Genomic DNA, 24,877 nt, shown 5'->3' on the forward strand with positions numbered 1-24,877 from the left:
CTCCTGAATTAGTAGCAGCAGGCCGTTATTCGGCGGTCGCTGCCGCGATGATTTGCAGAAAATCCTGGGCCTTGAGCGCGGCCCCGCCGACCAGGCCGCCGTCGATGTCCGGCTGCGCCAGCAGCTCGGCGGCATTGGCCGCGTTCATGCTGCCGCCGTACAGCAGCAGCATGCGCTGGGCCTGCGGCGTGGCCGCAGCCAGCTGCGCGCGCAGCACGGCATGCACTTCCTGCGCCTGCGCCGGGCTGGCCGTGCGGCCCGTACCAATGGCCCAAACAGGCTCGTAGGCGACGACGATCTCGCTGATGCAGTGGCCGTTGGCCTGCACCACGGCTGCCAGCTGGCGGCGCACCACGTCCATGGTCTGGCCGGACTCGCGTTCGGCCAGGCTCTCGCCCACGCAGACGATGGGCGTGATGCCCGCGGCCAGCGCCTTGCGCGCCTTCTCGGCCACCGCGGCGTCGCTTTCGCCGTGGTACTGGCGGCGCTCGGAATGCCCCACCAGCACATAGCGCGCGCCAAAGTCGCGCAGCATGGCCGCCGAGACCTCGCCGGTATAGGCGCCGACGTCGTGCTGCGACACGTCCTGCGCCGCCAGGGCGATGGACGTGCCGCTGGTCAGCGCCTGCACCTGCGCCAGATACGGCGCCGGCACGGCGACCGCCACGCCGCAGCCGGGCGCCTGCTCCTGCAGGCCCGCGCGCAGCGCCTGCAGCAGCGCCTCGTTCACCGCCAAGCCGCCATTCATCTTCCAGTTGCCTGCAATCAGCTTGCCTCGCGTCATCACCCCTCCCAGGTCAGAACGATCTTGCCCACGTGCCGACCGGACTCCATCAGCGCATGGGCCTGCGCCGCCTCGGCGGCGGCAAAGGTCTTGTGTATCACCGGACGGATGCGGCCGTCCTCAAGCAGCGGCCAGACCTCGCGGTGCAGCGCCTGGGCGATGGCGGCCTTGAATGCCACCGGGCGCGGGCGCAGTGTCGAGCCGGTCACCGTCAGGCGCTTTCTCAGCACCGCGCTAGCGTCGATGGCGGCGCGGGTGCCGCCCTGCACGGCGATGATGACGATGCGCCCGTCCTCGGCCAGGCAAGCGATCTCGCGCGCCACATAGTCGCCGGCGACCATGTCCAGCACCACGTCGGCACCCCGGCCGTCCGTCAGGCGCAGCACCTCGGCACTGAAATCCTGCTCGCGGTAGTTGATGGCGTGATGCGCGCCCAGCTCCAGGCATGCGGCGCACTTGTCGTCAGAACCTGCCGTGGCGATCACGGTGGCGCCACGCGCGCGTGCCAGCTGGATCGCCGTCACGCCGATGCCGCTGCTGCCGCCCTGCACCAGCAGCACCTCGCCGGCCTGCAGCCGGCCGCGGTCGAAGACGTTGCTCCAGACGGTGAAGAAGGTCTCGGGCAGCGACGCCGCCTCGATGTCGGACAGGCCGGCCGGCACCGGCAGGCACTGCGCCACCGGCGCCACGCACCAAGGCGCATAACCGCCGCCAGCGACCAGCGCACACACTCGGTCGCCGACACGCAGACCGGCCTGCGCCAGCGCCGCGGCGTCGCCGCCCTCGATCACGCCCGCCACTTCCAGCCCCGGCAGGTCCGACACACCCGGCGGGGGCGCGTAGTGGCCCTTGCGCTGCAGCACGTCGGGGCGGTTCACCCCGCTGGCCGACACGCGGATCAACAGCTCGCCCGCACCGGGCTGGGGGCGCGGCCGCGTCCCCAGGCGCAGGCCCTCGGGCGCGCCGAAGGCCATGATTTCCACGGCCTGCATGGTGGTATCGCTCATTGCAAAATCAGCATCAAAACGGCCGCCAGCCCTTTATTTCAAAGGGCCAGCAGCTCTGCTTTCGATAGCAATCAGGCGTCGTGGCCGCCGGGCAGGTCACCACCCTGGCCACGGCCGGCGTCACCGACTTGACCATTGCCATTGCCACCGCGGTAGCCGCCTTCGCGACGCTCGCCGTAGCCACCCTCGCGGCGGCCACCGTCACGGCGCTCGCCACGGTCGCCGCGCTCGGAGCGCTCGCCACGCTCAGAGCGTTCCATGCCGGCCGGACGCTCGGTCAGCGCCTTGAGGGACAGCTTGACGCGGCCCTTCTCGTCGGTCTCCAGCACCTTCACGCGCACCACCTGGCCTTCTTGCAGGTAGTCGCCCACGTTCTCCACGCGCTCGTGGGCGATCTGGCTGATGTGCAGCAGGCCGTCCTTGCCGGGCAGCAGGTTGATCAGCGCGCCGAAGTCCAACACCTTGGTGACCGGGCCTTCATAGATCTTGCCCACCTCGACCTCGGCCGTGATCTCCTCGATGCGGCGCTTGGCCTCGTCGGCCTTGGCCGAATCGTTGGAGGCGATGGTGATGGTGCCGTCTTCCTCGATGTTGATCTGGCAGCCGGTCTCGTCGGTCAACGCGCGGATGGTGGCGCCGCCCTTGCCGATCACGTCGCGGATCTTCTCGGGGTTGATCTTCATCGTGAAGAGCTTGGGCGCGAAGCTGGAGATCTCGGTGCGCGCCTCGCCCATGGACTCCTGCATCTTGCCCAGGATGTGCATGCGCGCTTCCTTGGCCTGGGCCAAGGCGACTTCCATGATCTCGCGCGTGATGCCCTGGATCTTGATGTCCATCTGCAGCGCGGTGATGCCGGCGGTGGTGCCGGCGACCTTGAAGTCCATGTCGCCCAGGTGGTCCTCGTCGCCCAGGATGTCGGTCAGCACGGCGAAGCGGTTGCCATCCTTGATCAGGCCCATGGCGATGCCGGCCACGTGCGCCTTCATGGGCACGCCGGCGTCCATCAGCGACAGGCAGCCGCCGCAGACCGAAGCCATCGACGACGAGCCGTTGGATTCGGTGATCTCCGAGACCACGCGGATGGTGTAGGGGAACTCGTCCTTCGCGGGCAGCGCGGCGATCAGCGCGCGCTTGGCCAGGCGGCCGTGGCCGACCTCGCGGCGCTTGGTCGAGCCCATGCGACCGACTTCGCCGGTGGCGAAGGGAGGCATGTTGTAGTGGAACAGGAAGCGGTCCTCGAACTCGCCGGCCAGCGCGTCGATGCGCTGCGCGTCGCGCTCGGTGCCCAAGGTCGTCACCACCAGCGCCTGCGTCTCGCCGCGCGTGAACAGCGCCGAGCCGTGTGTACGCGGCAAGAGCGACGTGCGGATCTCGATCGGGCGCACGGTGCGCGTGTCGCGCCCGTCGATGCGCGGCTCGCCGGCGAGGATCTGGCCGCGCACGATCTGCGCCTCCAGGTCGAACAGCATGGATTCGACGCGCGTGGAATCGAACTCGGCGCCCTCGTCCTTCAGGCTTTGCAGCACCGCTGCCGATGCCTCGCGCAGCGCCTGGGTGCGGCCCTGCTTGCTGCGGATCTGGTAGGCGGCGCGCAGCTTGTCCTCGGCCAGACCCTTCACCTTGGCCAGGAAAGCCTCGTCCTGCGCCGGCGCCTTCCAGTCCCACACCGGCTTGCCGGCCTCGCGCACCAGCTCGTGGATGGCGTTGATGGCGACGCGGCCCTGCTCGTGGCCGAAGACCACGGCGCCCAGCATCACATCCTCGGGCAGTTGCTCGGCTTCGGACTCGACCATCAGCACGGCAGCTTCGGTGCCGGCCACGACCAGGTCCAGCTGCGAGTTCTTGCGCGCGGTCTGGCCCGGGTTGAGCACGTACTGGCCGTTCACGTAGCCCACGCGGGCGGCGCCGATCGGGCCGCTGAACGGGATGCCGGAGATCGACAGCGCGGCGCTGACGGCGATCATGGCTGCGATGTCGGCGTCCACTTCGGGGTTCAGCGAGATGGTGTGGATGACCACGTGCACCTCGTTGTAGAAGCCCTCGGGGAACAGCGGGCGGATCGGGCGGTCGATCAGGCGGCTGGTGAGCGTCTCCAGCTCGGAGGACTTGGCCTCGCGCTTGAAGAAGCTGCCCGGGATCTTGCCGGCGGCGTAGGTCTTCTCGATGTAGTCCACCGTCAGCGGGAAGAAGTCCTGGCCGGGTTTGGCATTCTTGCTGGCGACCACGGTGGCCAGCACCACGGTGTCGTCGATGTTGACGAGGACGGCGCCAGAGGCCTGGCGCGCGATCTCACCGGTTTCCATGGTGACGGTGTGCTCACCCCATTGGAAGGTCTTGGTGACTTTGTTGAAGATGCTCATGGCGATGGCTCCTTGCTCATTCGTTGATAGCTGGACACGCTTGTCCAGCAAGGGCTTGCGCGCTGTTCCATGCAGAAACACGATGCCATTCCAGTGGCGTTGGCGGCGCCTGCCAGCGCCCCTGGAATGACACAGCTTCGCTTCTGCCGAAAGCCGCGCATGGAAAAAACAAAAGCGCCTGACCAGGCAAAGCCCACCCAGGCGCTCTCGTTGCGGTGCGGCTGCGCGAATTACTTGCGCAGGCCCAGCTTGGCGATCAGGGCCGTGTAGCGGTCGGCGTCCTTGGCCTTGAGGTAGTCCAGCAGCTTGCGGCGGCGGCTGACCATGCGCAGCAGGCCGCGGCGACCGTGGTGGTCCTTGGCATGCTGCTTGAAGTGGGGGGTCAGCTCATTGATGCGCGCCGTGAGCAGGGCGACCTGCACTTCGGGGCTGCCGGTATCGTTGGCAGCGCGCTGGTTGGCCTTGACGACTTCGGCCTTGACGGAGGATGCGATCATGAAAATTTCCTGGTGCGGCCCGGGCGGGACATGGCAGTGGAAGCGGACTCCGACAACCTGACCCTGGGCCTGATGGTGACTTGCGCCGGCCACTGGAAAGGCCGCCGGCGTGCGTCTTGCAGGATGCAAAACCATTCGATTATATCGCCAGGGCATTTCCCACGATATCGGCGTGCTCCCTGTTGCGGCGCTGCAGGCAGACCGCCCATCATCGCGAACAATTCAAGCATCGATCCCACCATGTCCCTGTCACCTCGCTCCTGCCTGCGCTTGCTGGCCTTCGCTGCCACGCTTGGCCTAGGCGCCAGCCTCACCACGCCAGCCCTGGCCGCCAAGGCATCCGCAGTGAAGAAAACCAAGATGGTCAAGGTCAAGCATCAGCAGAACAATTCGCAGGAAAGCAGCGCAGAGCGCGACCGCCGCCTGTACCGCGAGTGCCGAGGCCGGCCGAATGCCGGCGCCTGCCTGGGCTACACACAGCGTTGAGAAATCGGCCCGGCTTCATCGGAAGCACTAAAAAACTGCGCTAGAATTCGCCTCGTTGTCGCAGAGCACGCCGCCCAGCAAGGACGTAACAGCAAAACGACAATTTTTGAAAAGAGCATGAAAATATCGTGCTACAATTCAAAGCTTAGCGGCTGTAGCTCAGCTGGATAGAGTACTTGGCTACGAACCAAGGGGTCGTGGGTTCGATTCCTGCCAGCCGCACCAAACGTCAAGCCCTGAGTCCGAAAGGATTCAGGGCTTTTTCGTTTCCTGCCTGATTGGCCATCCAGCACACAACACGGCACCATGTGGGCATGAGCAAAGCCTTCACCCGCGAAAACGACGCCCCCGAGGACGAGGACGACAGCCCTACCCCGGCAGCCGCCCTGCCTGCCGGCGGCAAGAACTACATCACACCGCAAGGCTACGCGCGCCTGCGCGCCGAACTGCTGCAACTCATCGATGAGGAGCGGCCCAAGGTCGTGGACATCGTGCACTGGGCCGCCAGCAATGGCGACCGCTCGGAAAACGGCGACTACCTGTATGGCAAGAAGCGCCTGCGCGAGATCGACCGGCGCATCCGCTTCCTGACACGGCGCCTGGAAATCGCCGAGGTGGTGGACGCATCGGCGCACGCCGGCAGCGACCAGGTCTTCTTCGGCGCCACCGTCACCTATGCCGAGGACACGGGCGATGAGCGCACCGTGACCATCATGGGCATCGACGAAGCGGACAACGCACAGCAGCAGATCAGTTGGATCTCGCCGGTGGCACGCGCCTTGCTGAAAAGCCGCGAGGGCGACGAAGTGTCGCTGATGACGCCTGCCGGCCTGCGCACGCTGGAGGTGCTGCACGTATGCTACCCCGAGCCCCCGAATCAGGATTGACTGGCGTCCCGTCAGGCGGCGTGCGGCAGCACGCGCCACACGCGCACTACCGACGGCGCGCGGCGCAGGTTGCGCAGCACCGCCTCGACGTGCGACAGGTCGCGCACGGCGACCACGAAGCGCAGCTCCGTCGTCGCCATGGCGTCGTCCATGTCCATGCGCACGATGTCGGCCTCGGAATTGCTCAGCTCCGATGCGATGCGCGCCAGCACACCCTTGCCGTTGTTCACCGTCACCGTGATGCCGGCGTCGAATAGCCGCGCCGGCTCGTCCGCCCAGTCCACGGCAATGAAGCGCTCGGCGTCCTTGCGCTGCAGGCGCTGGGCCACGCCGCATTGCGCGTGGTGCACCACCAGGCCCTCGCCACGCCCCAGGTAGCCGACCACCGGATCGCCCGGCACCGGGCGGCAGCAGGTAGCGTACTGCACCGGCGCCGACTCGCTGCCGTCCACCGTGATGGCGCCCTGCGACAGGTTTTCGTGCCCCGCATAGCGCTCGCGGCTGAGCAGCACCGCGTCCGGACGCTGACCGCCCTCGGCGAGCAGGCCCGCCAGCCGCTTGGCGACGATGCCGGCGATGCGCCGGCCCAGGCCGATGTCGGTCAGCAGCTCGGTCTGCGAACGGCTGCCTGTGGCATGCAGCAGCCGGTCCCACAGCGCCGACTGCTCCTGCGCGTCTGGCAGCTGCTGAATGCCCTCGGCGCGCAGCGCCTGGGCCAGCAGCTTCTCGCCCAGGCCGGCCGATTCGGCCTGCACCAGACTCTTGAGGTAATGCCGGATCTTGGAGCGTGCGCGCGCCGTGCGCACGAAGCCCAGCCACGCCGGATTGGGCCTGGCGCCCTGCGCGGTCATCACTTCCACCACATCGCCGTTGCGCAGCTCGGTGCGCAGCGGCACCTGCTCGTTGTTGATGCGCGCGCCCACGGTGCGGTCGCCCACGTCGCTGTGGATGGCGTAGGCGAAGTCCACCACCGTCGCGCCGCGTGGCAGCGCCAGGATCTGGCTGCGCGGCGTGAAGACATAGACCGCATCCGGGAACAGGTCGACCTTGACATGGTCCCAGAACTCGGCCGCGTCGCGCGTCTCGTTCTGGATGTCCAGCAGCGACTGCAGCCACTGCGTGTCCATGGGTTCGGCCGATTCCCCGACCTCGCCGGATGCCGCACGCGCCCTGTACAACCAGTGCGCCGCCACCCCGGCCTCGGCGACGATGTGCATCTCCTCGGTGCGGATCTGGAACTCGACGTTCAGGCCGGCCGGGCCCACCAGCGTCGTGTGCAGCGACTGGTAGCCGTTGAGCTTGGCGATGGCGATGTGGTCCTTGAACCGGCCTGGCACCGGCTTGAACGCCTGGTGCAGCACGCCCAAGGCGGTGTAGCAGTCCAGCACCGATGCCACCACCACGCGAAAGCCGTACAGGTCGATGACCTGGGCGAAGCTCAGGTGCTGCTCGGTCATCTTCTGGTAAATCGCGTACAGCGTCTTCTCACGCCCGGACACGCGCGCCGGCAGGCCCATGCGCACGAAGGCCGCATCCACATCGGACTGCATCTTCTGCACGCTGTCGCGACTGCGATTGCGGCTGCGCGCCACGGCCTTGGACAGCGTCTCGTAGCGCCACGGATGCAGGTGGCGGAACGACAGGTCCTGCAACTCGCGGTAGGTCTGGTTCAGACCCAGGCGGTGGGCGATCGGCGCATAGACTTCCAGCGTCTCCGACGAAATGCGGCGCCACTTGGAGCGCGGCATGTCCGACAGCGTGCGCATGTTGTGCGTGCGGTCGGCCAGCTTGATGAGGATGACGCGCACGTCGCGCGCCATCGCCAGCAGCATCTTGCGAAACGACTCGGCCTGGTTTTCCTCGCGCGTGTTGAACTGCAGCTTGTCCAGCTTGGTCAGTCCGTCCACCAGCTCCGCCACCGGCGTGCCGAAGCGCTCGACCAGGTCGGACTTGGTGATGCCGCAGTCCTCCATCGCATCGTGCAGCAGCGCCGCGCACAGCGCCTGCGCATCCAGCTTCCAGCTAGCGCACAGCGCAGCGACGGCGATGGGATGGGTAATGTAGGGCTCGCCGCTGCTGCGCAACTGGCCCAGGTGCGCCTGGTCGGCGTAGCGATAGGCCAGCCGGACCTGTTCGGCCTCGGCCTCGGTCAGATAGTCGAGCTTTTCCAGCAGTGCGGCAAAGCTGGCAGCGGCCGCATTGCTGGCGGCAACGGCCGCATCCACGGGCTTTGCCGCGGTGACTGCCTGAGCATTGGAGGAAGGAAAAGCCATAGCCCGTCAACTATAGCGCCGTAAAAAATCGTGCGCAGCGCCATGGTCACGGGCACGCAAAAAACGAAAGCACCGGCCAGCGGTGCTTTGGTGGGAAACGGGACAGAGCCGGGCAGTGTTCAGCCCGGCACCTTCTTCAGCATTTCCAGGCCGACCTTGCCGGCGGCAATTTCACGCAGCGCGGTCACAGCCGGCTTGTTGCGGCTGTCGATGCGCGGCGTGTGGCCCTGGCTGAGCATGCGGGCACGGTAGGTGGCGGCCAGCACGAGCTGAAAACGGTTGGGGACCTGCTCCAGGCAGTCTTCCACGGTGATGCGGGCCATGGTGTTTCTCCAGGGAAATGGGCGCGAAGGCGATCAGGGGATGTTGAGCGAGGCGAAGGTGTCGGCCCGGGCACGGCGTTGGGCGATGTACTTGAGCCGCTGGGCGTGGACGATGGTTTTTAGGTCGAAAAGCGCCCGCTCGAAAACTTCGTTGATTATAACGAAGTCGAATTTATCGGCCTGCGCCATCTCCTGCGCGGCATTGGCCAGGCGCATCTCGATCACGTCGCTGGCGTCCTCGCCGCGGCGCTCCAGGCGCGAGCGCAGCTCGTCCCAGCTCGGCGGCAGGATGAACACCAACACCGCCTCGGCGAAGGCCTGCTTGATCTGCAGCGCGCCCTGGTAGTCGATCTCCAGCACCACATCGCCGCCCTGGGCGATGCGCTCCTCGATGGCACGGCGCGAGGTGCCGTAGCGGCGCCCGTGCACGTTGGCCCACTCGACGAAGCCGTTGGCCGCGACCAGCGCATCGAATTCCTGCTCGGAGGCGAAGAAGTACTCGCGGCCGTGGCGCTCCTGGCCACGCGGCGCGCGCGTGGTGTGCGAAACCGACGGCTGGACATGCGAGTCGACTTCCATCAGTGCCTTGACCAGGCTGGATTTGCCGGCCCCGCTGGGCGCCGAGACTACAAAAAGATTTCCGGGATAGTCCATATATGGTGCCGGGTTCTAGCTATCAAAACAGGATCATTCGAGGTTTTGCACCTGCTCGCGCATTTGCTCGATCAGCACCTTCATGTCCACGCCGATGCGCGTGAGCTCCATGGTCGCCGACTTCGAGCCGAGGGTATTGGCCTCGCGGTGCAGCTCCTGGATCAGGAAGTCCAGGCGCTTGCCGACCTCGCCGCCCTGGTCCAGCAGCCGCGCGATTTCTTCCACGTGTGCCGCCAGTCGCGTCAGCTCCTCGGCCACGTCGATGCGGATGGCGAACGCCGTGGCCTCGCTCAGGGCGCGCTCCTGCGCGGCCTCGGGCACGGCCGCGCCCTCGGCCAGCTGCATCGCCTCGCGCCAGCGTTCCATGAAGCGCTGGCGCTGCTGCTCGACCAGCGCCGGGATCAGCGGCGCGGCCTGCTGCGCCAGGGTGCGTAGGCCCTGCAGCCGCTCGTGCAGCGTGGCCACCAGGCGCGCGCCCTCGCGCTCGCGCGCGGCGCGCAGCTCCTGCAGCGCCTGGCGCGCCAGCTCCAGCAGCTGCGGGCCCAGGTCCTGCTGCTGCGCGCTGCCACTGGCGGCCAGGCGCAGCGCATCGGCCACCGACAGCGGCGCCGCCTGCGGCAGATGGACACGCACCGCGTCCTGCACCTGCGCCAGGCGCTGCAGCAGCGCCTCGGGCGGCTGCGCCAGGCCGGCGCCATCGGCCTGATCGACATAGGCGCGCAGCTCGACCTTGCCGCGCTTCAAGCCGGCGGTGAGCAGGGCGCGCAGCGCCGGCTCATGCGCGCGCAGCTCGTCGGACAGGCGCAGGGTGAGGTCCAGGAAACGGCTGTTGACCGAGCGCAGTTCCAGGCCCAGCCGGCGCGCGCCGGTGGGGGCCGCGGCCATGGCGCCAGGCACCTCGCACTGGGCGCTGGCGTAGCCGGTCATGCTGTAGACTGCCATGGGACTTTTTATTGGGTGGTGGCTGGTGAACCGGCGATTATCCGGCGTTTGCGCCGCCGCCTCGTGTTCATCGCTCCAGCCCCATGTCAAAAGCCAAACCCGCTCCCCTGCCCCCCGGCACCCTCATCGGTGGCTACCGCGTGGCGCGCAGGCTGGCCGCCGGCGGTTTCGGCGTCGTCTATCTGGCGCTGGACAGCGAAGGCCAGCAGGTGGCCATCAAGGAATACATCCCGGCCTCGCTGGCCACGCGCGAAGCCGGCGAGCTGCTGCCCAGGGTGCCGCCCGAAAAGCTCTCGCTGTACCGTCTGGGCCTCAAGAGCTTCTTCGAGGAAGGCCGCTCGCTGGCGCAGATCTCGCACGCCTCGGTGGTCAGCGTGCTGAACTTCTTCCGCGAGAACGAGACCGTGTACATGGTGATGAACTACCTGGAGGGCGCCACCCTGCAGGACTTCATCGTCACCGCGCGCGACCAGAAGGCGCAGAAGGTGTTCCGCGAGTCCACCATCCGCTCGCTGTTCGACGAGGTGCTGCGCGGTCTGCGCATCGTGCACCAGCACAAGATGCTGCACCTGGACATCAAGCCGGCCAACGTCTTCATCACCGACGACGACAAGGCCGTGCTCATCGACTTCGGCGCCGCGCGCGAGGTGCTGTCCAAGGAGGGCAACTTCATCCGCCCGATGTACACCCCCGGCTTCGCCGCGCCCGAGATGTACCGCCGCGACGGGCAGCTTGGCCCGTGGACCGATATCTACGCCATCGGCGCCTGCATCTACGCCTGCATGCAGGGCTTTCCGCCACCCGAGGCGCCGCAGCGCCAGGAAAAGGACCGCCTGACCGGCGCCCTGGCCAAGCTGCGCGGCATCTACTCGGACAACCTGATCGAGATCGTCGAGTGGTGCATGGCGCTGGACCCGCTGACGCGCCCGCAGTCGGTGTTCGCGCTGCAAAAGGAGCTCTCGCGCGAGGGCGAGCGCCGCTACACCCAGCTGAGCCTGGCCGAGAAGATGCGCCTACAGCTCGACACCCTGGTGTCCGACACGAGGAAAAGCCTGCACAAGGCCAGCGAGGCCACGGGCGTCGTCGGACGGCCCAAATGAAGTTCTCCGTCTTCCAGATCAGCCGCCGCGGCGGGCGCGAGAAGAATGAGGACCGCATGGGCTATTGCTACACGCGCCAGGCCTGCCTGTTTGTGCTGGCCGACGGCATGGGCGGGCATCCGCAGGGCGAGGTGGCCGCGCAGATCGCCATCCAGGGCGTATCCAGCCTGTTCCAGGCCCAGGCCCGGCCGGCGCTGGCCAGCGTCGAGGATTTCCTGCCCGCCGCGCTGCAGGCGGCGCACGAGCAGATCCTGCGCTACAGCGCCCAGCACGCCCTGCTGGACGCGCCGCGCACCACCCTGGTCATCGCCGTGGTGCAGGACGGCTGCGCGCGCTGGGTGCACTGCGGCGATTCGCGCCTGTACCTGGTGCGTGGCGGCGAGGTGCTGCAGCGCACGCGCGACCATTCCTACCTGGAGCTGCGCAACGCCGCCATTCCCGGCATCGAGCACGTAAACCGCAACGTGCTGTTCACCTGCCTGGGCTCTCCCGCCAAGCCGCTGTTCGACATCTCGGCGCCCGTGCCGCTGCAGCAGGGCGACCGGCTGCTGCTGTGCTCGGACGGACTGTGGAGCGCGCTGGACGAGGCCACCATCGCCCGCCAGCTGTCGCACCTGCCGGTATCGCAGGCAGTGCCCGAGCTGGTCGAGGACGCGCTGCGCCGCGCCGGCGCCGCCAGCGACAACGTCACCGCCGTGGCCATGGAATGGGAGACGCCCGACGCCTTCCAGTCGACCCAGGGCATCTCCACCGAGGATTTCGGTGTCGAACATTTCGCCTCCACCATCCAGCACGAGCCGCTGGACGGCTGGGCCGACGACCTGGACGACGCCGCCATCGAGCGCTCGATCGCCGAGATCAATGCGGCCATCCGGCGGTCCGCGAAGAAATGATGGACCTCCCCCTGAGGCGCCGTGCGCCCGAGGCGGAACGCTGCCATGTCCCCGAAGCGCTGCGCCGCATGGCGGCTGCAGGCGCAGCGGCGGCTGATTGAAGGCGCACCTGGATGAGCACGATGTCGCCACGTCTGCGGCTTGAAAGGATTTCTGGAATGACATGGGAACGCAGCGGCCAGCGCGCCGCCCACCAGTTGCGCCCGGTGCGCCTGACGCGCGGCTACACCCTGCACGCCGAGGGCTCGGTGCTGGTCGAGTTCGGCCAGACGCGGGTGCTGTGCACGGCCTCGGTCGAGGAAAAAGTGCCGCCGCACCGGCGCGGCAGCGGCGGCGGCTGGGTGACGGCCGAATACGGCATGCTGCCGCGCGCCACGCACCGGCGCAGCGACCGCGAGGCCGCGCGCGGCAAGCAAAGCGGGCGCACGCAGGAAATCCAGCGCCTGATCGGGCGCAGCCTGCGCGCGGTGTTCGACCTGCAGGCGCTGGGGGAGCGCACCATCCACCTGGACTGCGACGTGCTGCAGGCCGACGGCGGCACGCGCACCGCGGCCATCACCGGCGCCTGGGTGGCGGCGCACGACGCCGTCACCCACCTGCAGACGACAGGCAAGCTGACCGTCTCGCCGTTGACCGGCGCGGTGGCGGCGGTGTCGGTGGGCATGGTGCAGGGCACGCCGCTGCTGGACCTGGACTACGCCGAGGACGTGCAATGCGACACCGACATGAATGTGGTGATGACCGGCGCCGGACACTACGTCGAGGTGCAGGGCACAGCCGAAGGGGCGGCGTTCTCGCGCCGCGAGCTGGACGCGCTGCTGGCGCTGGCCGAGGGCGGCATCGCCGAGCTGATCGCGCTGCAGCGCCTCGCGCTATCAACAACATAGCTGAAGGCCCTTTCTTTATAAGGGCTCGAGGTATTTTTTATTCAAAAAATCAGTTTTTCTCCCATGCAACTGGTCTTGGCCTCCAACAACCGCGGCAAGCTCGCCGAACTGCAGCAGATGTTCGCCCCGCTGGGTGTGCAGCTCATCGCCCAGGGTGAGCTGGGCGTGGGCGAGGCCGAGGAGCCGTTCGACACCTTCGTCGAGAACGCGCTGGCCAAAGCGCGCTTCGCCGCCGCCCACACCGGCCTGCCGGCGCTGGCCGACGACGCCGGCCTGTGCGTGCATGCCTTCGGCGGCCAGCCCGGTGTGCAGACTGCCCACTACGCCACGCGCTTCGGCTACGACAAGGGCGACGCCAACAACGTGCGTGCGCTGCTCGAGCAGATGCAGGGCGTCGATGACCGGCGTGCCGCCATGGTCAGCACTCTGGTGGCGGTGCGCAGCCCGGGCGACCCCGAGCCGCTGATCGCTGTGGGCCGCGTGGCCGGCGAGATCGCGCGCGCGCCACGCGGCGACGGCGGCTTCGGCTTTGACCCGGTGATGCTGCTGCCCGAGCTCGGCCGCACTTTTGCCGAGCTGCCCGCCGAGGAGAAGAACGCCCTGAGCCATCGCGGCCGCGCCTCGCGCCAGATGCTGGAGCTGATGCGCGAGCGCTGGCTCTGACCATCAAAAAAGTGAGCTGCAAGCCCATATGAAACATGGGCTGGAGCCCGAAAACACCCCCAATCTCCCAACGGCCGCATGCCTGCCCTGCCCCCGATCCATCCCGCGCCCGAGGCCGCCGCACCGGCGCGCGACGCGCTGCACTACCTGCGCCCCGGCCTGCTGCAGCTGACCAGCCTGCCGCCGCTGTCGCTGTACGTGCACATCCCGTGGTGCCTGCGCAAGTGCCCGTACTGCGACTTCAATTCGCACGAGGCGCGCGGCGGTGTCGAGCAGCTGCCGCACGCGCGCTACCTGGACGCGCTGGTGGCCGACCTGGAGGCGGCGCTGCCCCTGATCTGGGGCCGCACCGTGCACAGCGTCTTCATCGGCGGCGGCACGCCCAGCCTGCTGCCGCCCGAGGACGTCGACCGGCTGCTGGCCGCCCTGCGCGCGCGCCTGCCGCTGGAGCCGGGCTGCGAGATCACGCTGGAGGCCAACCCCGGCACTTTCGAGCGCGAGCGCTTTGCCGCCTACCGCAGCGCCGGCGTCACCCGCCTGTCTATCGGCGTGCAGAGCTTCAACGACACGCACCTGGCCGCGCTGGGCCGCGTGCACGACCGCGCCCAGGCGCTGGCCGCGGTGCAGGAGGCGGCCGGCGCCTTCGACACCTTCAACCTGGACCTGATGTACGCCCTGCCCGGCCAGACGCTGGCGCAGCTGCGCCAGGACGTGGCCACGGCGCTGGCGTTCGCACCGCCGCACCTGTCGGTGTACCACCTGACGATCGAGCCCAACACCTTCTTCGCCAAGCACCCGCCCGCCGGGCTGCCCGAGGACGACGACGCCTACGCCATGCTGGACGCGATCACCGAGGCCACCGCCGGCGCCGGCATGCAGCGCTACGAAGTCTCGGCCTACGCCCGTCCCGGCCACGCCTGCGTGCACAACCGCAACTACTGGCAGTTCGGCGACTATCTGGGCATCGGCGCCGGCGCGCACAGCAAGCTCAGCTTCGCGCACCGCATCGTGCGCCAGGTGCGCTTTCGCGACCCGCAGCGCTACATGGCGCAGGCCCTGGCCGGCCAGGCCATCGCCCAGGACGAGGATGTGCGTCGCGCCGACCTGCCGTTCGAGTTCATGCTGAACGCGCTGCGCCTGAAGGAAGGCTTCGCGCTGGCCGACTTCAGCGCGCGCACCGGCCTGGCCGTCACCGCCATCGCGCGCGGCTTGCAGCAGGCCGAGGCGCAGGGGTTGATCGAGCGCGACATGGAACAGGTGCGCCCGACGGAGCGCGGCTTCGACTTCCTGAGCGACCTGCAGGCGCTGTTCCTGCCCGACTGATCCGGGCGGCGCCGCGCCAGGCCATGGCCGTCTGCACGCCCTGGCCGGCGCCCGCGCGGCGCATCAGCCGCAGCGCGCAGCGGTCACCTTGCCGCCGGCATCCAGCTGCAGGTTCAGACGCTCGGCGTTGAATTCCAGCGTTGCCGGCTGGTCCGGCCGCAGCGTGCGCGCCATGCGCGCGCCGGCACGCACGCGCGCCTGCTCGACCACCTTGGCGGTGGCGCTCTGGCCCACCGCCCACTGGGCCGCCTGGGCATTGCAGGTGCCGCCCTTGGGCGCCGTGCTGGCGCCGATCGGTGGCGGCGCGGCCGGCGCTGTGCTGCCACCCCCCGGCAGGCCGATCGACGAGCACCCGGCCAGCGCCACCAGCGCCGCGCCACCCATCAGCTGCATCCAACGCATACCCATGTCTGACATCCTTTGCCTGGTTTGAATCGAGAGGAAGAAAGAAAGAAGGCCAGCACCATAAGCGCGCAGCCGCGCCTGCGCAGTGACCAGCGGTAACCGGGCCAGGCTCCAGCGCCGCCGGTCAGTCGGCCTGCCGTGCGGCGGCCGCGGCGTCCAGCCCCAGCGCGCGCACCCGGGCCGCCGCGGCGTTGGCCTCGGCCGCCGAGGCGAAGGGGCCGACGCGCACACGCTGCAGCCGGCGGCCATCGGCGGCCGTCACGGTGCGCAGCGTCGAGGGCAGGCTCTGCGCCAGCAGCCGCGCGTGCGCGCGGCGGGCGTTGGCGTCCTCGGCGAACAGGCCAACGTTGACGTACAGCCGGCGCGAATCGGACAGCGGCGCTTCCGGCGCAGCGGCCGGCGGCGCGCTGCGCCGGACCTTGGCGACCGGTCTGGCAGGCGCACTGGGCACAGGTGGGGTGCTTGCGACGCTGGCCGGCGGCGTGGATGGCGATCTGGTGGGCGCCGGCACGGCTGCCTCCGGTTCGCCAGTGGTGCTGGCGAGCGTGGAAACCACCGCCGGCGGCGTGGCCGGATCTTGTGCCACCGATGCTGGCGCGGTGCCAGGCTGCGCGGGCGCTGCGGCCGGCGACTCGGGCGGCTGCGGTTCACTGGCTGCGGCGGCCGGCACCGGTGCGGACTGCGGTATCCGTGCGCTCTCGCCGCCAGAGGGGTCGGGCGCCTGCGCGCCGGGCGCCGCTTCGGGCGGCTGGGCGTCCGGCGCTGGCACGGAAATGTGAGCTGCCTGCTCCGCCACGGTCGGTTGCCGTGCCATGGCCTGCCCGGGCAGCGCCTGCCCTGCCGCCAGCCACCACAGCGCCATGGCCGACAACAGCGCGGCTGCGGCCAGCGCCAGCGCCACCGACGCCAGCCAGGGCAGCGACGGCGCGCGCCGCTCCAGCTGCATTAATGCCCCGCGGATGGTGGGCGCCGCAGCCACTGCAGCGCTGATGCGCTGGCGCAGCTGGCCGTGCAGCAGCGCATCGCCATACAGCCCGGGCAGCGCGTACACCAGCAGCGCGCAGGCCAAGGCCAAGCCGGCCAGCACGGCGGTCGGCAGCGCACTGCCCAGCCGCACCAGCGCCGCCAGCCCCAGCCCCAGCGCCGTCACCCCGGCCAGGTACACCGCCAGCGGCACCCACAGGCGCCGAAACACCATCCAGCCCAGCGTGCACAGTGCGGCTGCCCAGTTCCAGCCCGGCAGCATGCGCTCGGTGGCATCGAAACGCTCGAAAGCCGCCAGATAGTGACCCGTGTTGATGCGCCCCAAAGCAGCGCGATACAGTGCCTCGCCCAGGTGCGCCGGCGCCGCCGGCGTGAGGGCGGCGTCGGGCACGGGGAGCAGGGGAACGGTGCTCATGCGGGGCATTCTGGCATGCAGTTTCCGGGGCGCGCCGGCGCTGTGGCGTGTCCGCCGCACACCGGCCGAGCGCCATGGGAAACGCCGCCCAGAGCCGCCACGCTGGCGAAAAACAAAAAGGCCAGTCCCGAAGAACTGGCCTGAGTGCTTGGTCGACCTGGTAGGGCGTGCTGGGCTCGAACCAGCGACCAAGGGATTATGAGTCCCCTGCTCTGACCAACTGAGCTAACGCCCCCGAGGTACCGCGCGAGCGGCGGGCGCCATTGTAGGGGCTCAGCGGCGGTGGCTCAGGGCGTTGGAGACCAGCTTGGAGGTGATGTCCACGATCTGGATCATGCGGTCGTAGGCCATGCGCGTCGGCCCGATCACGCCCAGCGTGCCGACCACCTGGCCGTCCACCTCGTAGGGCGCGCTGACCACCGACAGCTCCTCGAACGGCACCACCTGGCTCTCGCCGCCGATGAAGATGCGTACGCCCTCGGCGCGGCTGGAGATGTCCAGCAGCCGCAGGATCTGCGTCTTCTGCTCGAACAGCTCGAAGGCGCGGCGCAGGTGGTCCATGTCGCTGGAAAAGTCGCTCACCGACAGCAGGTTGCGCTCGCCGGAGAACACCACCTCCTCCTGCGACTGACTCAGGGCCTCGGTGCCGGCGTTTACCGCCGCCTGCATCAAGGTGGCCACCTCGCCGCGCAGCTGCTCGACCTCGCCCTTCAGGCGTTCGCGCACTTGGTCCATGGCCAGGCCGGCGTAGTGCGTGTTCAGGAAGTTGGCTGCCTCGACCAGCTGCGACTGATCGTGGTCCACGTCGGTGAAGATGACGCGGTTCTGCACGTCGCCGTCGGGCGAGACGATGATGACCAGCAGGCGCCGCTCGGACAGGCGCAGGAACTCGATGTGCCGGAACACCGAGGCCCGGCGCGGCGCCATGACCACGCCGACGAACTGCGAGAGGCTGGACAGCAGGTGCGCGGCGTTGGCGATCACCTTCTGCGGCTGCTCGGGTACCAGCTGCAGCGTCGGCAGCTCGCCCTTTTGTACGGTGAGCATGGTGTCCACGAACAGCCGGTAGCCCTTGGCCGTGGGAATGCGCCCAGCCGAAGTGTGCGGGCTGGCGATCAGTCCCAGCTCCTCCAAGTCGGCCATGACGTTGCGGATGGTCGCCGGCGACAGGTCCAGCCCCGAGGCGCGCGACAGCGTGCGCGAGCCGATCGGCTGACCATCGGCGATGTAGCGCTCCACCAGCGCTTTGAGCAACACCTTGGCACGGTCATCCAGCATCACATCATTTTAGTGATGTAATTTCCGACCAAATGAAGCCTATCTTTCGCCGCGTCGCAGTCATCGGCAAGTACCAGCGCCCCGCCGCGCCACCGGCCGTCGAGGGCTCACGCGAGGTCATCGACTGCATCGCGCGCTTCGTCATCGAGCAGGGCTGCGAGCTGGCGCTGGAAGCCGAGACCGCGGCCCATCTGGAACTCAGCGATTACCCGGTGCTGGACCTGGACGACGTCGGCCGGCAGTGCGACCTGTGCCTGGTGGTGGGTGGCGACGGCACCATGCTGGGCGTGGGCCGGCGCCTGGCGGCCTACGGCACGCCGCTGGTCGGCATCAACCAGGGCCGGCTGGGCTTCATCACCGACGTGCCGCTGGACAGCTACCAGGATGCGTTGCTGCCCATCCTGCACGGCGAGTACGAGGAGGACGTGCGCCCGCTGATGCACGGCTGCGTGCTGCGCGGTGGCGAGTGCGTGTTTGAGGCGCTGGCGCTGAACGACGTGGTGGTCAATCGCGGCTCGACCTCCGGCATGGTCGAGCTGCGCATCGAGGTCGATGGCGTGTTCGTGGCCAACCAGCGCGCCGACGGTCTGATCGTCGCCTCGCCCACCGGCTCCACCGCCTATGCGCTGTCGGCCGGCGGGCCGATGCTGCACCCGTCGATCCCCGGCTGGGTGCTGGTGCCGATCGCACCGCACACTTTGTCCAACCGGCCCATCGTGCTGTCCGACGAATCCGAGGTGGCCATCGAGGTGGTGGCCGGGCGCGACATCAGCGCCAATTTCGACATGCAGTCGCTGGCTTCGCTGCAGCACGGCGACCGCATCCTGGTGCGCCGCTCGGCGCACCGCGTGTGTTTTCTGCATCCGCGCGGCTGGAGCTACTTTGCGACCTTGCGCAAGAAGCTGCGCTGGAACGAGGGAGGTTCCTGACCATGGCCTTGAGGCGTATCGCGCTCTCGGACTTCGTCATCGTGCGCGCGCTCGAGCTCGACCTGCACGACGGCTTCACCGTGCTGACCGGCGAGACCGGCGCCGGCAAATCCATTCTGATCGACGCGCTGCAGCTGCTGCTGGGGGCGCGCGCCGACAGCGGCGTGGTGCGCGAGGGCGCGCAGCGCACCGACATCAGCGCCGAGTTCGACCCGGACAGCGCCGGCAGCGCCCAGGTCGTGGCCGACTGGCTGGAAGAAGCCGGCATCGAGCCGCAGGAAACCCTGCTGCTGCGCCGCACCGTCGACCTGCAGGGCAGGAGCCGCGCCTGGATCAACGGCACGCCCGCCACCGCCGCGCAGATGCGCGCCCTGGGCGTGTACCTGCTGGACATCCACGGCCAGCACGCCTGGCAGAGCCTGACCCGGCCCGACGCCGTGCGCGCCCTGCTCGATGCCTACGCCGGCACCCAGCCGCAGACACTCGTGCCGCTGTGGCACGCCTGGCGCGACGCGCAGAAGGCCCTGGCGCACGCGCGCGAGGCGCAGAGCACCCTGGCGCAGGAGCGCGAGCGCCTGCAGTGGCAGATCGGCGAGCTGGACAAGCTGGCGCCGCGCGAGGGCGAATGGGACGAGCTGAATGCCCGGCACGCGCGCCTGGCCAACGCCCAGGCCCTGATCGACAGCGCCCACGGCGCGGCCCTGCAGCTGGAGGGCGGCGACGAGGGCGGCGGCGCCGTGAGCGCGCTGACGCAGGCCCAGGAGCTGCTGCAGGAATACGCGCACATCCAGGACGATTTCCGCGACATGCACGACGAGCTGGCCTCGTGCATCGCCCAGGCCGGCGACGTGCTGCGTTCGCTGCAGGCCTACCTGCGCCATGCCGAGCCCGACCCCGAGCAGCTGGCCGAACTGGACGCGCGCGTGGCGCTGTGGCTGCAGCTGGCGCGCCGCTACCGGCGCACGCCCGAGGAGCTGCCGCAGCTGCTGGCCGGCTGGAAGGACGAGCTGCGCCGCCTGGACGACGCCGCCGACCTGCAGGCGCTGGAAGCCGCCGAGCAGCGCCACGCCGGCGCCTACCAGCAGGCCGCGCGCGCGCTGAGCCGCCAGCGCGCCCAGGCCGCGCCGAAGCTGGCCGGCGCCATCACCCAGGCCATGCAGGGCCTGGGCATGACCGGCGGGCGCTTCGAGGTGGCGCTGGACGCGGCCGAGCCCGGCCCGCACGGCACCGACCAGGTAGCCTTCCTGGTCAGCAGCCACCCCGGCATGACGGCCCGGCCCATCGGCCGCGTGGCCTCGGGCGGCGAGCTGTCGCGCATCGCGCTGGCGATCTCGGTGACCACCAGCGAGCTGGGCGAGGCGCCGACGCTGATCTTCGACGAGGTGGATTCGGGCGTCGGCGGCGCCGTGGCCGAGACCGTCGGCCGTCTGATGCAGCAGCTGGGCCGCGCGCGCCAGGTGCTGGCCGTCACCCACCTGCCGCAGGTCGCCGCCTGCGCCGACCACCATCTGGTGGTGGCCAAGCGCAAGGGCACGCGCGAGACCACCAGCAGCGTACAGCCGGCCGACGGCGACGAGCGCGTGGCCGAGCTGGCGCGCATGCTGGGCGGCCAGCAGCAGTCGGCCGCCACGCTGGCGCACGCGCGCGAGATGCTGCACCAGGGCGCGGCCGGCACCCGGAGCGCACCGTGACAGAGCGGCGCATGCAGCTGGAGGTCATGGTCATCACCGGCATGTCGGGATCGGGCAAGTCGGTGGCGCTGCACGCGCTGGAGGATGCCGGCTATTACTGTGTGGACAACCTGCCGCCCGAACTGCTGGGCGCCTTCCTGGCGCTGGAGCACGCGCACCACGGCCGGCGCGTGGCCGTGGCCATGGACGTGCGCAGCGCCACCGCGCTGCCGCTGGTGCCGCAGCAGCTGCAGCAGCTGCAGCGCGACGGCGTGCTGGTGCGGCTGCTGTTCCTGGATGCGTCCGACGACACGCTGGTGCGGCGCTTTTCCGAAACGCGCCGGCGCCACCCGCTGTCCAGCAAGGCGCTGCTGGACGGCCAGCGCGCGCTGGCGCAGACCATCGCGCTGGAGCGCGAGCTGCTGGCCCAACTGCGCGAGCGCTCGCACGTCATCGACACCAGCACGCTGCGCCCGGCGCAGCTCTTGAGCTACGTGAAAAGCCTGCTCCCGGTGCCACCCGACCGGCTGAACCTGGTGTTCCAGTCGTTCGCCTTCAAGCGCGGCGTGCCGCTGGATGCGGACTATGTCTTCGACGTGCGCATGCTGCCCAACCCGCATTACGAGCCCCTCTTGCGCCCGCTGACCGGCCGCGACGCACCGGTGGCCGAGTACCTGCGCCAGCAGCCCGAGGCAACGCAGATGCTGGAGGACATCGCCCGCTTCCTGGACCACTGGCTGCCGGCCATGGCGTGCAACCACCGGAGTTACGTCACGGTGGCCATTGGCTGCACCGGTGGGCAGCACCGTTCGGTGTACCTGGTCGAGCAGCTGGCACAGCGCTTCGCCGAGCAATGGAACACGCTGCTGCGCCACCGTGAGCTGGACACGGGCTGACGCCCAGCGTGGCCTCGACCGGCCGCAATTTGCTACTTTTTATATAGCTGCATGCCCTTTATTCATAAGGGCTAGAGGCCTAAAAACCTTGAAACCCAGGCCTGAAACAGATGTCCGGGCCCTATCCGGGCGTGCGAGTACCCGGGCTTGCGTGCAGCTGCTCCAGCAGCTTTCTGATCGGCGCGGGCAGGCCCAGCGCGCGCCACTGCTGCGGCGTGAACCACGCGCCGCCCTCCCCCTCCGCCACCTGCGGCGCCGCCGGCGTGGCGCCATCCAGCAGCAGCGGATGCAGATGCAGGTCGCGGTGCGTCAGCACATGCACGAAGGGCGGCAGTTCCTGCAGCGCGACGGCACCGCCCAACCCCGCCTCCAGCGCCGCGCGGCTGTCGTGGATCGGCGGCGCATACAGCCCGGCCCAGATGCCGGCGCCCGGGCGGCGCTGCAGCCACACCCGGCCAGCGCCGTCACGCTGTAGCAGCAGCCACCAGTCCTGGACGCTGCGCCGCAGGTTGCGCGTGCGCACCGGGTAGCGCTCGGGCTCGCCCTCGCGCCGGGCCACGCAGGGATCGTGCAGCGGGCACAGCAGGCAGGCCGGGCGGCGCGGCAGGCAGATGCCGGCGCCCAGATCCATCATTCCCTGCGTGTAGCGCGGCATGGTCTCGTGCAGATCGTCCTGTGGCAGCAGCGCCTCGGCCTGCTGCCACAGCAGGCGCTCCTGCGCCGGGCGCGCCAGGTCACCGTCAAAGCCGAGCACGCGCGTCAGCACGCGGCGCACGTTGGCGTCCAGGATGGGCGCGCGCACGCCGAAGCAGAAGGCGGCGATGGCGCCGGCGGTGGAGCGGCCGATGCCGGGCAGTGCTGCCAACTGCTCCACGCTCTGCGGAAAGGCACCGCCGTATTCACCCACCACCACCTGCGCGCAGCGGTGCAGGTTGCGCGCACGGCTGTAGTAGCCCAGGCCGCTCCACAGCCCCAGCACATCGTCCAGCGGCGCGGCGGCCAGCGCCTGTACGTCGGGAAAGCGCTGCAGGAAGCGTTCGTAGTAGCCCAGCACCGTCGCCACCTGGGTCTGCTGCAGCATGATTTCGGACAGCCAGACGCGGTACGGGTCGCGCGTGTTCTGCCACGGCAGGTGGTGGCGCCCGTGCGCCTGCTGCCAGCGCACCACGCGCGTGGCAATGTCTGGCGGCGGTGCGCTCATGGGGTGGTGTGCGGCAGCGGCTCGGTCAGGTCGATGTCCAGCACCTGCGCCGGCACCGGGGCGCCGCCGGGCATCTGCATCAGCTTGTCGATCATCTGCGCCAGCCGCGCCTGCAGGTCGTCCAAGTGGCGTGCGGACTCCTCGATCTCGGCAATACGCTGCACCAGGCTGTCGGCAGCCGTCTGGATGCGCTGCACCGCCTCGGTGCGCCGCGCGAAGCTTTGCTTGCGCTCGCGCAGCTGCATGTCCAGCTGCGCCGTGGCGGCCTTGCTCCACTGTTCCAGCTCGTTGGCCGCATCTTCGAACACCGTGCGCAGGCGCAGCCCCAGGGCGCGCAGCAGGCGCTGGCAGAACTCGGCCTGGGTCAGGCGCAGGGTGTTGCCCAGGCCGATGTACTGCAGGTGGCGCTGCTCGATGTCCTGCAGTTCCTGCATCAGGCCCTGCAGTCCGGGCTCGGGCGGCACCTGCAGCGAAAAGCCGTATTCCGCGTTCAGCTGACGGAAGGTGCCGGCCAGCATGGACTGCATCTCCGCGCCCTTGGCCTGCGCCGCCTGCAGCACCGCGCCGACGCGCGCAAACGTCTCGGCATAGACCTTGCGCAGCCCGGTCTTCAGCCCGGTCCCGCCCAGCACGCGCTCCAGCGGCGCCAGCTCGTCCTTGAGTGCGCGCGCCCCCAGCTGGCGAAACAGCTCGCGCAGCATGCGCAGGTGCACGCTGCGCACGGCCTGGATGCGCGCGGCGCTGGCATCGAACTCCTGTTGCTCGTGCCCGATGCGCTGGCGCATGGCCTCGATCACCGAGGCGTTCTTGCCGCGCAGGCTGCGCAGCTCCAGCATCTGCTCGTCCAGATCGCGGCGGCGCACGTTCAGCGTGCGCTGCACCTGTTCCTGCAGCGCGCGCATGTTGGCCGAGACGGTGGCGCGCAGGATCGCCTGGCGCCGGGCGACGATGCCCTCGGCCAGCGCTTCCTCCAGCGCCGGCAGGCCGCTGGCCTCCAGCAGCACGTCGTCGCACTGGATCTTGGCCACCAGGCCCTTGTGCGCCGACACCGGCACCACCCGCGACAGCGGCAGGCCCAGCATCTGCGCCGAGGTCTGGCACTGGCGCTCCAGCTGCGCCTGCACCTGCGTGGGCGAGCTCAGCGAATCCCACAGCGTGTCGATCTTGTTCAGCACCACCAAACGCGTGTCCTGCGCATCGGCGGCGTCGCCCAGGTGATCGCGCCAGATCGCCAAGTCCGAGCGGGTCACGCCGGTGTCGGCGCCCAGGATGAACAGCACCGCGTGCGCCTGCGGGATCAGGTTGATGGTCAGCTCGGGCTCGGCGCCCACGGCGTTCAGGCCCGGGGTGTCCAGGATCACCAGCCCCTGGGCCAGCAGCGGGTGCGGGATGTTGATGAGCGCGTGGCGCCACATCGGCACCTCGACCAGGCCGTCGGCGCCGGCCACCGGGTTGTCTTCCGGCGTCTCGTCGTTCCAGAAACCCAGTGCGCGTGCCTCCTCCACCGGCACGCGGCGCACCTGCGCGACCTTCTCCAGCGCGCCGGCCATCTGCGTGGCGTCGTCCATGTCCAGTGGCACCTGGGTCCAGCGCTCGGGCCGCAGCCGCCACTCGGCCAAGCCGGGCGACTGCAGGCGCGTCTCGATGGGCAGCAGGCGCAGGCCGGGCGCCGTTCCCGTGTCGTAGCCCAACTCGGTCGGGCACATGGTGGTGCGCCCGGCGCTGGCCGGCATGATGCGCCGGCCGTAGCCGGCGAAGAAGATGGCGTTGATCAGCTCGGACTTGCCGCGCGAGAACTCGGCGACGAAGGCCACCATCACCTTGTCGCGCCGCACCTGCTCCTCCAGGTGCTGCAGCCGGTCCTGCAGCGCCGCGCTGGTCAGCTCGTGTGCCGACATCCACTGGCCCAGCTGTCGCAGCTGCTGCGCGAACGCGCGCCGCCAGGCGCCGTGCTGGTCGAACTGCTCGTTGAAGGAAGGGATCACGGCGCTGCGGAAAAAGGGGCGGTTGCGGGGGCCGG

General features: G+C 69.4%; 23 protein-coding genes and 2 tRNA genes. 11 read left to right on the plus strand and 14 right to left on the minus strand.

What is annotated here, in order from left to right; all coding sequences use genetic code 11:
- Window positions 1–25: 25 nt before the first annotated feature.
- The 4 genes from tpiA to rpsO form a co-directional block, all read right to left on the minus strand.
- Complete coding sequence (gene tpiA, locus BLQ61_RS06145) at window positions 26–784, minus strand: triose-phosphate isomerase (RefSeq protein ID WP_091567894.1); 759 nt, start codon at window positions 782–784, stop codon at window positions 26–28.
- Window positions 784–1,776 carry an NAD(P)H-quinone oxidoreductase gene (locus BLQ61_RS06150; RefSeq protein WP_091568596.1) on the minus strand — a complete coding sequence of 331 codons (993 nt, stop codon included), beginning with the start codon at window positions 1,774–1,776 and terminating at the stop codon, window positions 784–786. Before BLQ61_RS06150 ends, tpiA begins: the two co-directional genes overlap by 1 nt.
- An 86-nt stretch (window positions 1,777–1,862) precedes the next feature.
- A complete protein-coding gene (pnp, locus tag BLQ61_RS06155; RefSeq protein ID WP_091567897.1) occupies window positions 1,863–4,151 on the minus strand; it encodes a polyribonucleotide nucleotidyltransferase in 2,289 nt (762 codons plus the stop codon).
- 230 nt (window positions 4,152–4,381) lie between these two features.
- The gene (rpsO, locus tag BLQ61_RS06160; RefSeq protein WP_091567899.1) at window positions 4,382–4,648 is read right to left on the minus strand and encodes a 30S ribosomal protein S15; all 267 of its coding nucleotides are present in this window, start codon (window positions 4,646–4,648) and stop codon (window positions 4,382–4,384) included.
- Between the two features lie 240 nt (window positions 4,649–4,888).
- Between rpsO and BLQ61_RS06165 the strand changes: the two genes are divergently transcribed.
- The 3 genes from BLQ61_RS06165 to greB all read left to right on the plus strand — a co-directional run bounded on the left by BLQ61_RS06165 (window position 4,889) and on the right by greB (window position 6,021).
- Window positions 4,889–5,134, plus strand: a complete 246-nt coding sequence (locus tag BLQ61_RS06165; protein WP_139182716.1) for a hypothetical protein — start codon at window positions 4,889–4,891, stop codon at window positions 5,132–5,134.
- Between the two features lie 148 nt (window positions 5,135–5,282).
- Window positions 5,283–5,359: transfer RNA gene (locus BLQ61_RS06170), tRNA-Arg, on the plus strand.
- An 89-nt stretch (window positions 5,360–5,448) separates the two neighbouring features.
- A complete protein-coding gene (greB, locus tag BLQ61_RS06175) occupies window positions 5,449–6,021 on the plus strand; it encodes a transcription elongation factor GreB (protein WP_091567904.1) in 573 nt (190 codons plus the stop codon).
- A gap of 11 nt (window positions 6,022–6,032) precedes the next feature.
- Here the strand turns inward: greB and BLQ61_RS06180 are convergent, their stop codons facing one another.
- The 4 genes from BLQ61_RS06180 to BLQ61_RS06195 form a co-directional block, all read right to left on the minus strand.
- Complete coding sequence (locus tag BLQ61_RS06180; protein ID WP_091567907.1) at window positions 6,033–8,294, minus strand: RelA/SpoT family protein; 2,262 nt, start codon at window positions 8,292–8,294, stop codon at window positions 6,033–6,035.
- A 119-nt stretch (window positions 8,295–8,413) separates the two neighbouring features.
- The gene (rpoZ, locus tag BLQ61_RS06185; protein ID WP_091567910.1) at window positions 8,414–8,617 is read right to left on the minus strand and encodes a DNA-directed RNA polymerase subunit omega; all 204 of its coding nucleotides are present in this window, start codon (window positions 8,615–8,617) and stop codon (window positions 8,414–8,416) included.
- A 33-nt stretch (window positions 8,618–8,650) separates the two neighbouring features.
- Window positions 8,651–9,271 (minus strand): guanylate kinase, encoded by a 621-nt coding sequence (gene gmk / locus BLQ61_RS06190; protein WP_091567912.1) that lies wholly within the window; start codon window positions 9,269–9,271, stop codon window positions 8,651–8,653.
- Between the two features lie 33 nt (window positions 9,272–9,304).
- Window positions 9,305–10,213 carry a YicC/YloC family endoribonuclease gene (locus BLQ61_RS06195; RefSeq protein WP_091567915.1) on the minus strand — a complete coding sequence of 303 codons (909 nt, stop codon included), beginning with the start codon at window positions 10,211–10,213 and terminating at the stop codon, window positions 9,305–9,307.
- An 83-nt stretch (window positions 10,214–10,296) separates the two neighbouring features.
- Between BLQ61_RS06195 and BLQ61_RS06200 the strand changes: the two genes are divergently transcribed.
- The 5 genes from BLQ61_RS06200 (at window position 10,297) to hemW (ending at window position 15,079) form a co-directional block, all read left to right on the plus strand.
- On the plus strand, window positions 10,297–11,313 hold the full coding sequence (locus BLQ61_RS06200) for a serine/threonine protein kinase (RefSeq protein ID WP_091567917.1): 1,017 nt from the start codon (window positions 10,297–10,299) through the stop codon (window positions 11,311–11,313).
- On the plus strand, window positions 11,310–12,206 hold the full coding sequence (locus BLQ61_RS06205) for a PP2C family protein-serine/threonine phosphatase (protein ID WP_091567920.1): 897 nt from the start codon (window positions 11,310–11,312) through the stop codon (window positions 12,204–12,206). The genes BLQ61_RS06200 and BLQ61_RS06205 overlap by 4 nt, the downstream gene beginning before the upstream one ends.
- 158 nt (window positions 12,207–12,364) lie before the next feature.
- Window positions 12,365–13,093 (plus strand): ribonuclease PH, encoded by a 729-nt coding sequence (gene rph / locus BLQ61_RS06210; protein ID WP_091567923.1) that lies wholly within the window; start codon window positions 12,365–12,367, stop codon window positions 13,091–13,093.
- Between the two features lie 63 nt (window positions 13,094–13,156).
- The gene (gene rdgB / locus BLQ61_RS06215; RefSeq protein ID WP_091567926.1) at window positions 13,157–13,756 is read left to right on the plus strand and encodes an RdgB/HAM1 family non-canonical purine NTP pyrophosphatase; all 600 of its coding nucleotides are present in this window, start codon (window positions 13,157–13,159) and stop codon (window positions 13,754–13,756) included.
- Between the two features lie 78 nt (window positions 13,757–13,834).
- Window positions 13,835–15,079 carry a radical SAM family heme chaperone HemW gene (gene hemW / locus BLQ61_RS06220; RefSeq protein ID WP_091567929.1) on the plus strand — a complete coding sequence of 415 codons (1,245 nt, stop codon included), beginning with the start codon at window positions 13,835–13,837 and terminating at the stop codon, window positions 15,077–15,079.
- Window positions 15,080–15,142: 63 nt separating this feature from the next.
- On the opposite strand, the gene BLQ61_RS06225 is transcribed toward hemW, so the two are convergent.
- The 4 genes from BLQ61_RS06225 to hrcA form a co-directional block, all read right to left on the minus strand.
- Window positions 15,143–15,481, minus strand: a complete 339-nt coding sequence (locus tag BLQ61_RS06225) for an I78 family peptidase inhibitor (RefSeq protein WP_091567931.1) — start codon at window positions 15,479–15,481, stop codon at window positions 15,143–15,145.
- A 127-nt stretch (window positions 15,482–15,608) separates the two neighbouring features.
- The gene (locus BLQ61_RS06230; RefSeq protein WP_175488228.1) at window positions 15,609–16,883 is read right to left on the minus strand and encodes an SPOR domain-containing protein; all 1,275 of its coding nucleotides are present in this window, start codon (window positions 16,881–16,883) and stop codon (window positions 15,609–15,611) included.
- Window positions 16,884–17,041: 158 nt separating this feature from the next.
- Window positions 17,042–17,118: transfer RNA gene (locus BLQ61_RS06235), tRNA-Ile, on the minus strand.
- Window positions 17,119–17,156: 38 nt separating this feature from the next.
- The gene (gene hrcA / locus BLQ61_RS06240; RefSeq protein ID WP_091567935.1) at window positions 17,157–18,161 is read right to left on the minus strand and encodes a heat-inducible transcriptional repressor HrcA; all 1,005 of its coding nucleotides are present in this window, start codon (window positions 18,159–18,161) and stop codon (window positions 17,157–17,159) included.
- 32 nt (window positions 18,162–18,193) lie between these two features.
- Between hrcA and BLQ61_RS06245 the strand changes: the two genes are divergently transcribed.
- The 3 genes from BLQ61_RS06245 to rapZ are packed head-to-tail and all read left to right on the plus strand — an operon-like array spanning window position 18,194 to window position 21,656.
- Window positions 18,194–19,090: an NAD kinase gene (locus BLQ61_RS06245; protein ID WP_091567938.1), complete on the plus strand. Its 897-nt coding sequence runs from the start codon at window positions 18,194–18,196 to the stop codon at window positions 19,088–19,090.
- Between the two features lie 2 nt (window positions 19,091–19,092).
- Complete coding sequence (gene recN / locus BLQ61_RS06250; RefSeq protein WP_091567940.1) at window positions 19,093–20,781, plus strand: DNA repair protein RecN; 1,689 nt, start codon at window positions 19,093–19,095, stop codon at window positions 20,779–20,781.
- 11 nt (window positions 20,782–20,792) lie between these two features.
- Window positions 20,793–21,656, plus strand: coding sequence for an RNase adapter RapZ (gene rapZ, locus BLQ61_RS06255; protein WP_091568597.1), 864 nt, complete (start codon window positions 20,793–20,795; stop codon window positions 21,654–21,656).
- Window positions 21,657–21,777: 121 nt separating this feature from the next.
- On the opposite strand, the gene mutY is transcribed toward rapZ, so the two are convergent.
- On the minus strand, window positions 21,778–22,857 hold the full coding sequence (gene mutY, locus BLQ61_RS06260) for an A/G-specific adenine glycosylase (RefSeq protein ID WP_091567943.1): 1,080 nt from the start codon (window positions 22,855–22,857) through the stop codon (window positions 21,778–21,780).
- Entirely contained in the window at window positions 22,854–24,842 is a 1,989-nt protein-coding gene (locus BLQ61_RS06265; protein WP_091567946.1) for a dynamin family protein, read from the minus strand. The genes mutY and BLQ61_RS06265 overlap by 4 nt, the downstream gene beginning before the upstream one ends.
- Between the last annotated feature and the right edge of the window lie 35 nt (window positions 24,843–24,877).

This window comes from Oryzisolibacter propanilivorax, assembly GCF_900103645.1.
Taxonomy (GTDB): Bacteria; Pseudomonadota; Gammaproteobacteria; order Burkholderiales; family Burkholderiaceae_C; genus Melaminivora; species Melaminivora propanilivorax.

Excerpts from the sequence above, each read along its gene's own strand:
- pnp (WP_091567897.1), bottom strand. The coding sequence starts at position 4,151 with ATGAGCATCTTCAACAAAGTCACCAAGACCTTCCAATGGGGTGAGCAC.
- hrcA (WP_091567935.1), bottom strand. The coding sequence starts at position 18,161 with ATGCTGGATGACCGTGCCAAGGTGTTGCTCAAAGCGCTGGTGGAGCGC.
- rpoZ (WP_091567910.1), bottom strand. The coding sequence starts at position 8,617 with ATGGCCCGCATCACCGTGGAAGACTGCCTGGAGCAGGTCCCCAACCGT.
- BLQ61_RS06225 (WP_091567931.1), bottom strand. The coding sequence starts at position 15,481 with ATGCGTTGGATGCAGCTGATGGGTGGCGCGGCGCTGGTGGCGCTGGCC.
- BLQ61_RS06230 (WP_175488228.1), bottom strand. The coding sequence starts at position 16,883 with ATGAGCACCGTTCCCCTGCTCCCCGTGCCCGACGCCGCCCTCACGCCG.
- BLQ61_RS06165 (WP_139182716.1), top strand. The coding sequence starts at position 4,889 with ATGTCCCTGTCACCTCGCTCCTGCCTGCGCTTGCTGGCCTTCGCTGCC.
- BLQ61_RS06245 (WP_091567938.1), top strand. The coding sequence starts at position 18,194 with ATGAAGCCTATCTTTCGCCGCGTCGCAGTCATCGGCAAGTACCAGCGC.
- rpsO (WP_091567899.1), bottom strand. The coding sequence starts at position 4,648 with ATGATCGCATCCTCCGTCAAGGCCGAAGTCGTCAAGGCCAACCAGCGC.
- recN (WP_091567940.1), top strand. The coding sequence starts at position 19,093 with ATGGCCTTGAGGCGTATCGCGCTCTCGGACTTCGTCATCGTGCGCGCG.
- rapZ (WP_091568597.1), top strand. The coding sequence starts at position 20,793 with ATGCAGCTGGAGGTCATGGTCATCACCGGCATGTCGGGATCGGGCAAG.
- hemW (WP_091567929.1), top strand. The coding sequence starts at position 13,835 with ATGCCTGCCCTGCCCCCGATCCATCCCGCGCCCGAGGCCGCCGCACCG.
- BLQ61_RS06180 (WP_091567907.1), bottom strand. The coding sequence starts at position 8,294 with ATGGCTTTTCCTTCCTCCAATGCTCAGGCAGTCACCGCGGCAAAGCCC.
- BLQ61_RS06205 (WP_091567920.1), top strand. The coding sequence starts at position 11,310 with ATGAAGTTCTCCGTCTTCCAGATCAGCCGCCGCGGCGGGCGCGAGAAG.
- mutY (WP_091567943.1), bottom strand. The coding sequence starts at position 22,857 with ATGAGCGCACCGCCGCCAGACATTGCCACGCGCGTGGTGCGCTGGCAG.
- greB (WP_091567904.1), top strand. The coding sequence starts at position 5,449 with ATGAGCAAAGCCTTCACCCGCGAAAACGACGCCCCCGAGGACGAGGAC.
- BLQ61_RS06195 (WP_091567915.1), bottom strand. The coding sequence starts at position 10,213 with ATGGCAGTCTACAGCATGACCGGCTACGCCAGCGCCCAGTGCGAGGTG.
- tpiA (WP_091567894.1), bottom strand. The coding sequence starts at position 784 with ATGACGCGAGGCAAGCTGATTGCAGGCAACTGGAAGATGAATGGCGGC.
- rdgB (WP_091567926.1), top strand. The coding sequence starts at position 13,157 with ATGCAACTGGTCTTGGCCTCCAACAACCGCGGCAAGCTCGCCGAACTG.
- rph (WP_091567923.1), top strand. The coding sequence starts at position 12,365 with ATGACATGGGAACGCAGCGGCCAGCGCGCCGCCCACCAGTTGCGCCCG.
- BLQ61_RS06200 (WP_091567917.1), top strand. The coding sequence starts at position 10,297 with ATGTCAAAAGCCAAACCCGCTCCCCTGCCCCCCGGCACCCTCATCGGT.
- BLQ61_RS06150 (WP_091568596.1), bottom strand. The coding sequence starts at position 1,776 with ATGCAGGCCGTGGAAATCATGGCCTTCGGCGCGCCCGAGGGCCTGCGC.
- gmk (WP_091567912.1), bottom strand. The coding sequence starts at position 9,271 with ATGGACTATCCCGGAAATCTTTTTGTAGTCTCGGCGCCCAGCGGGGCC.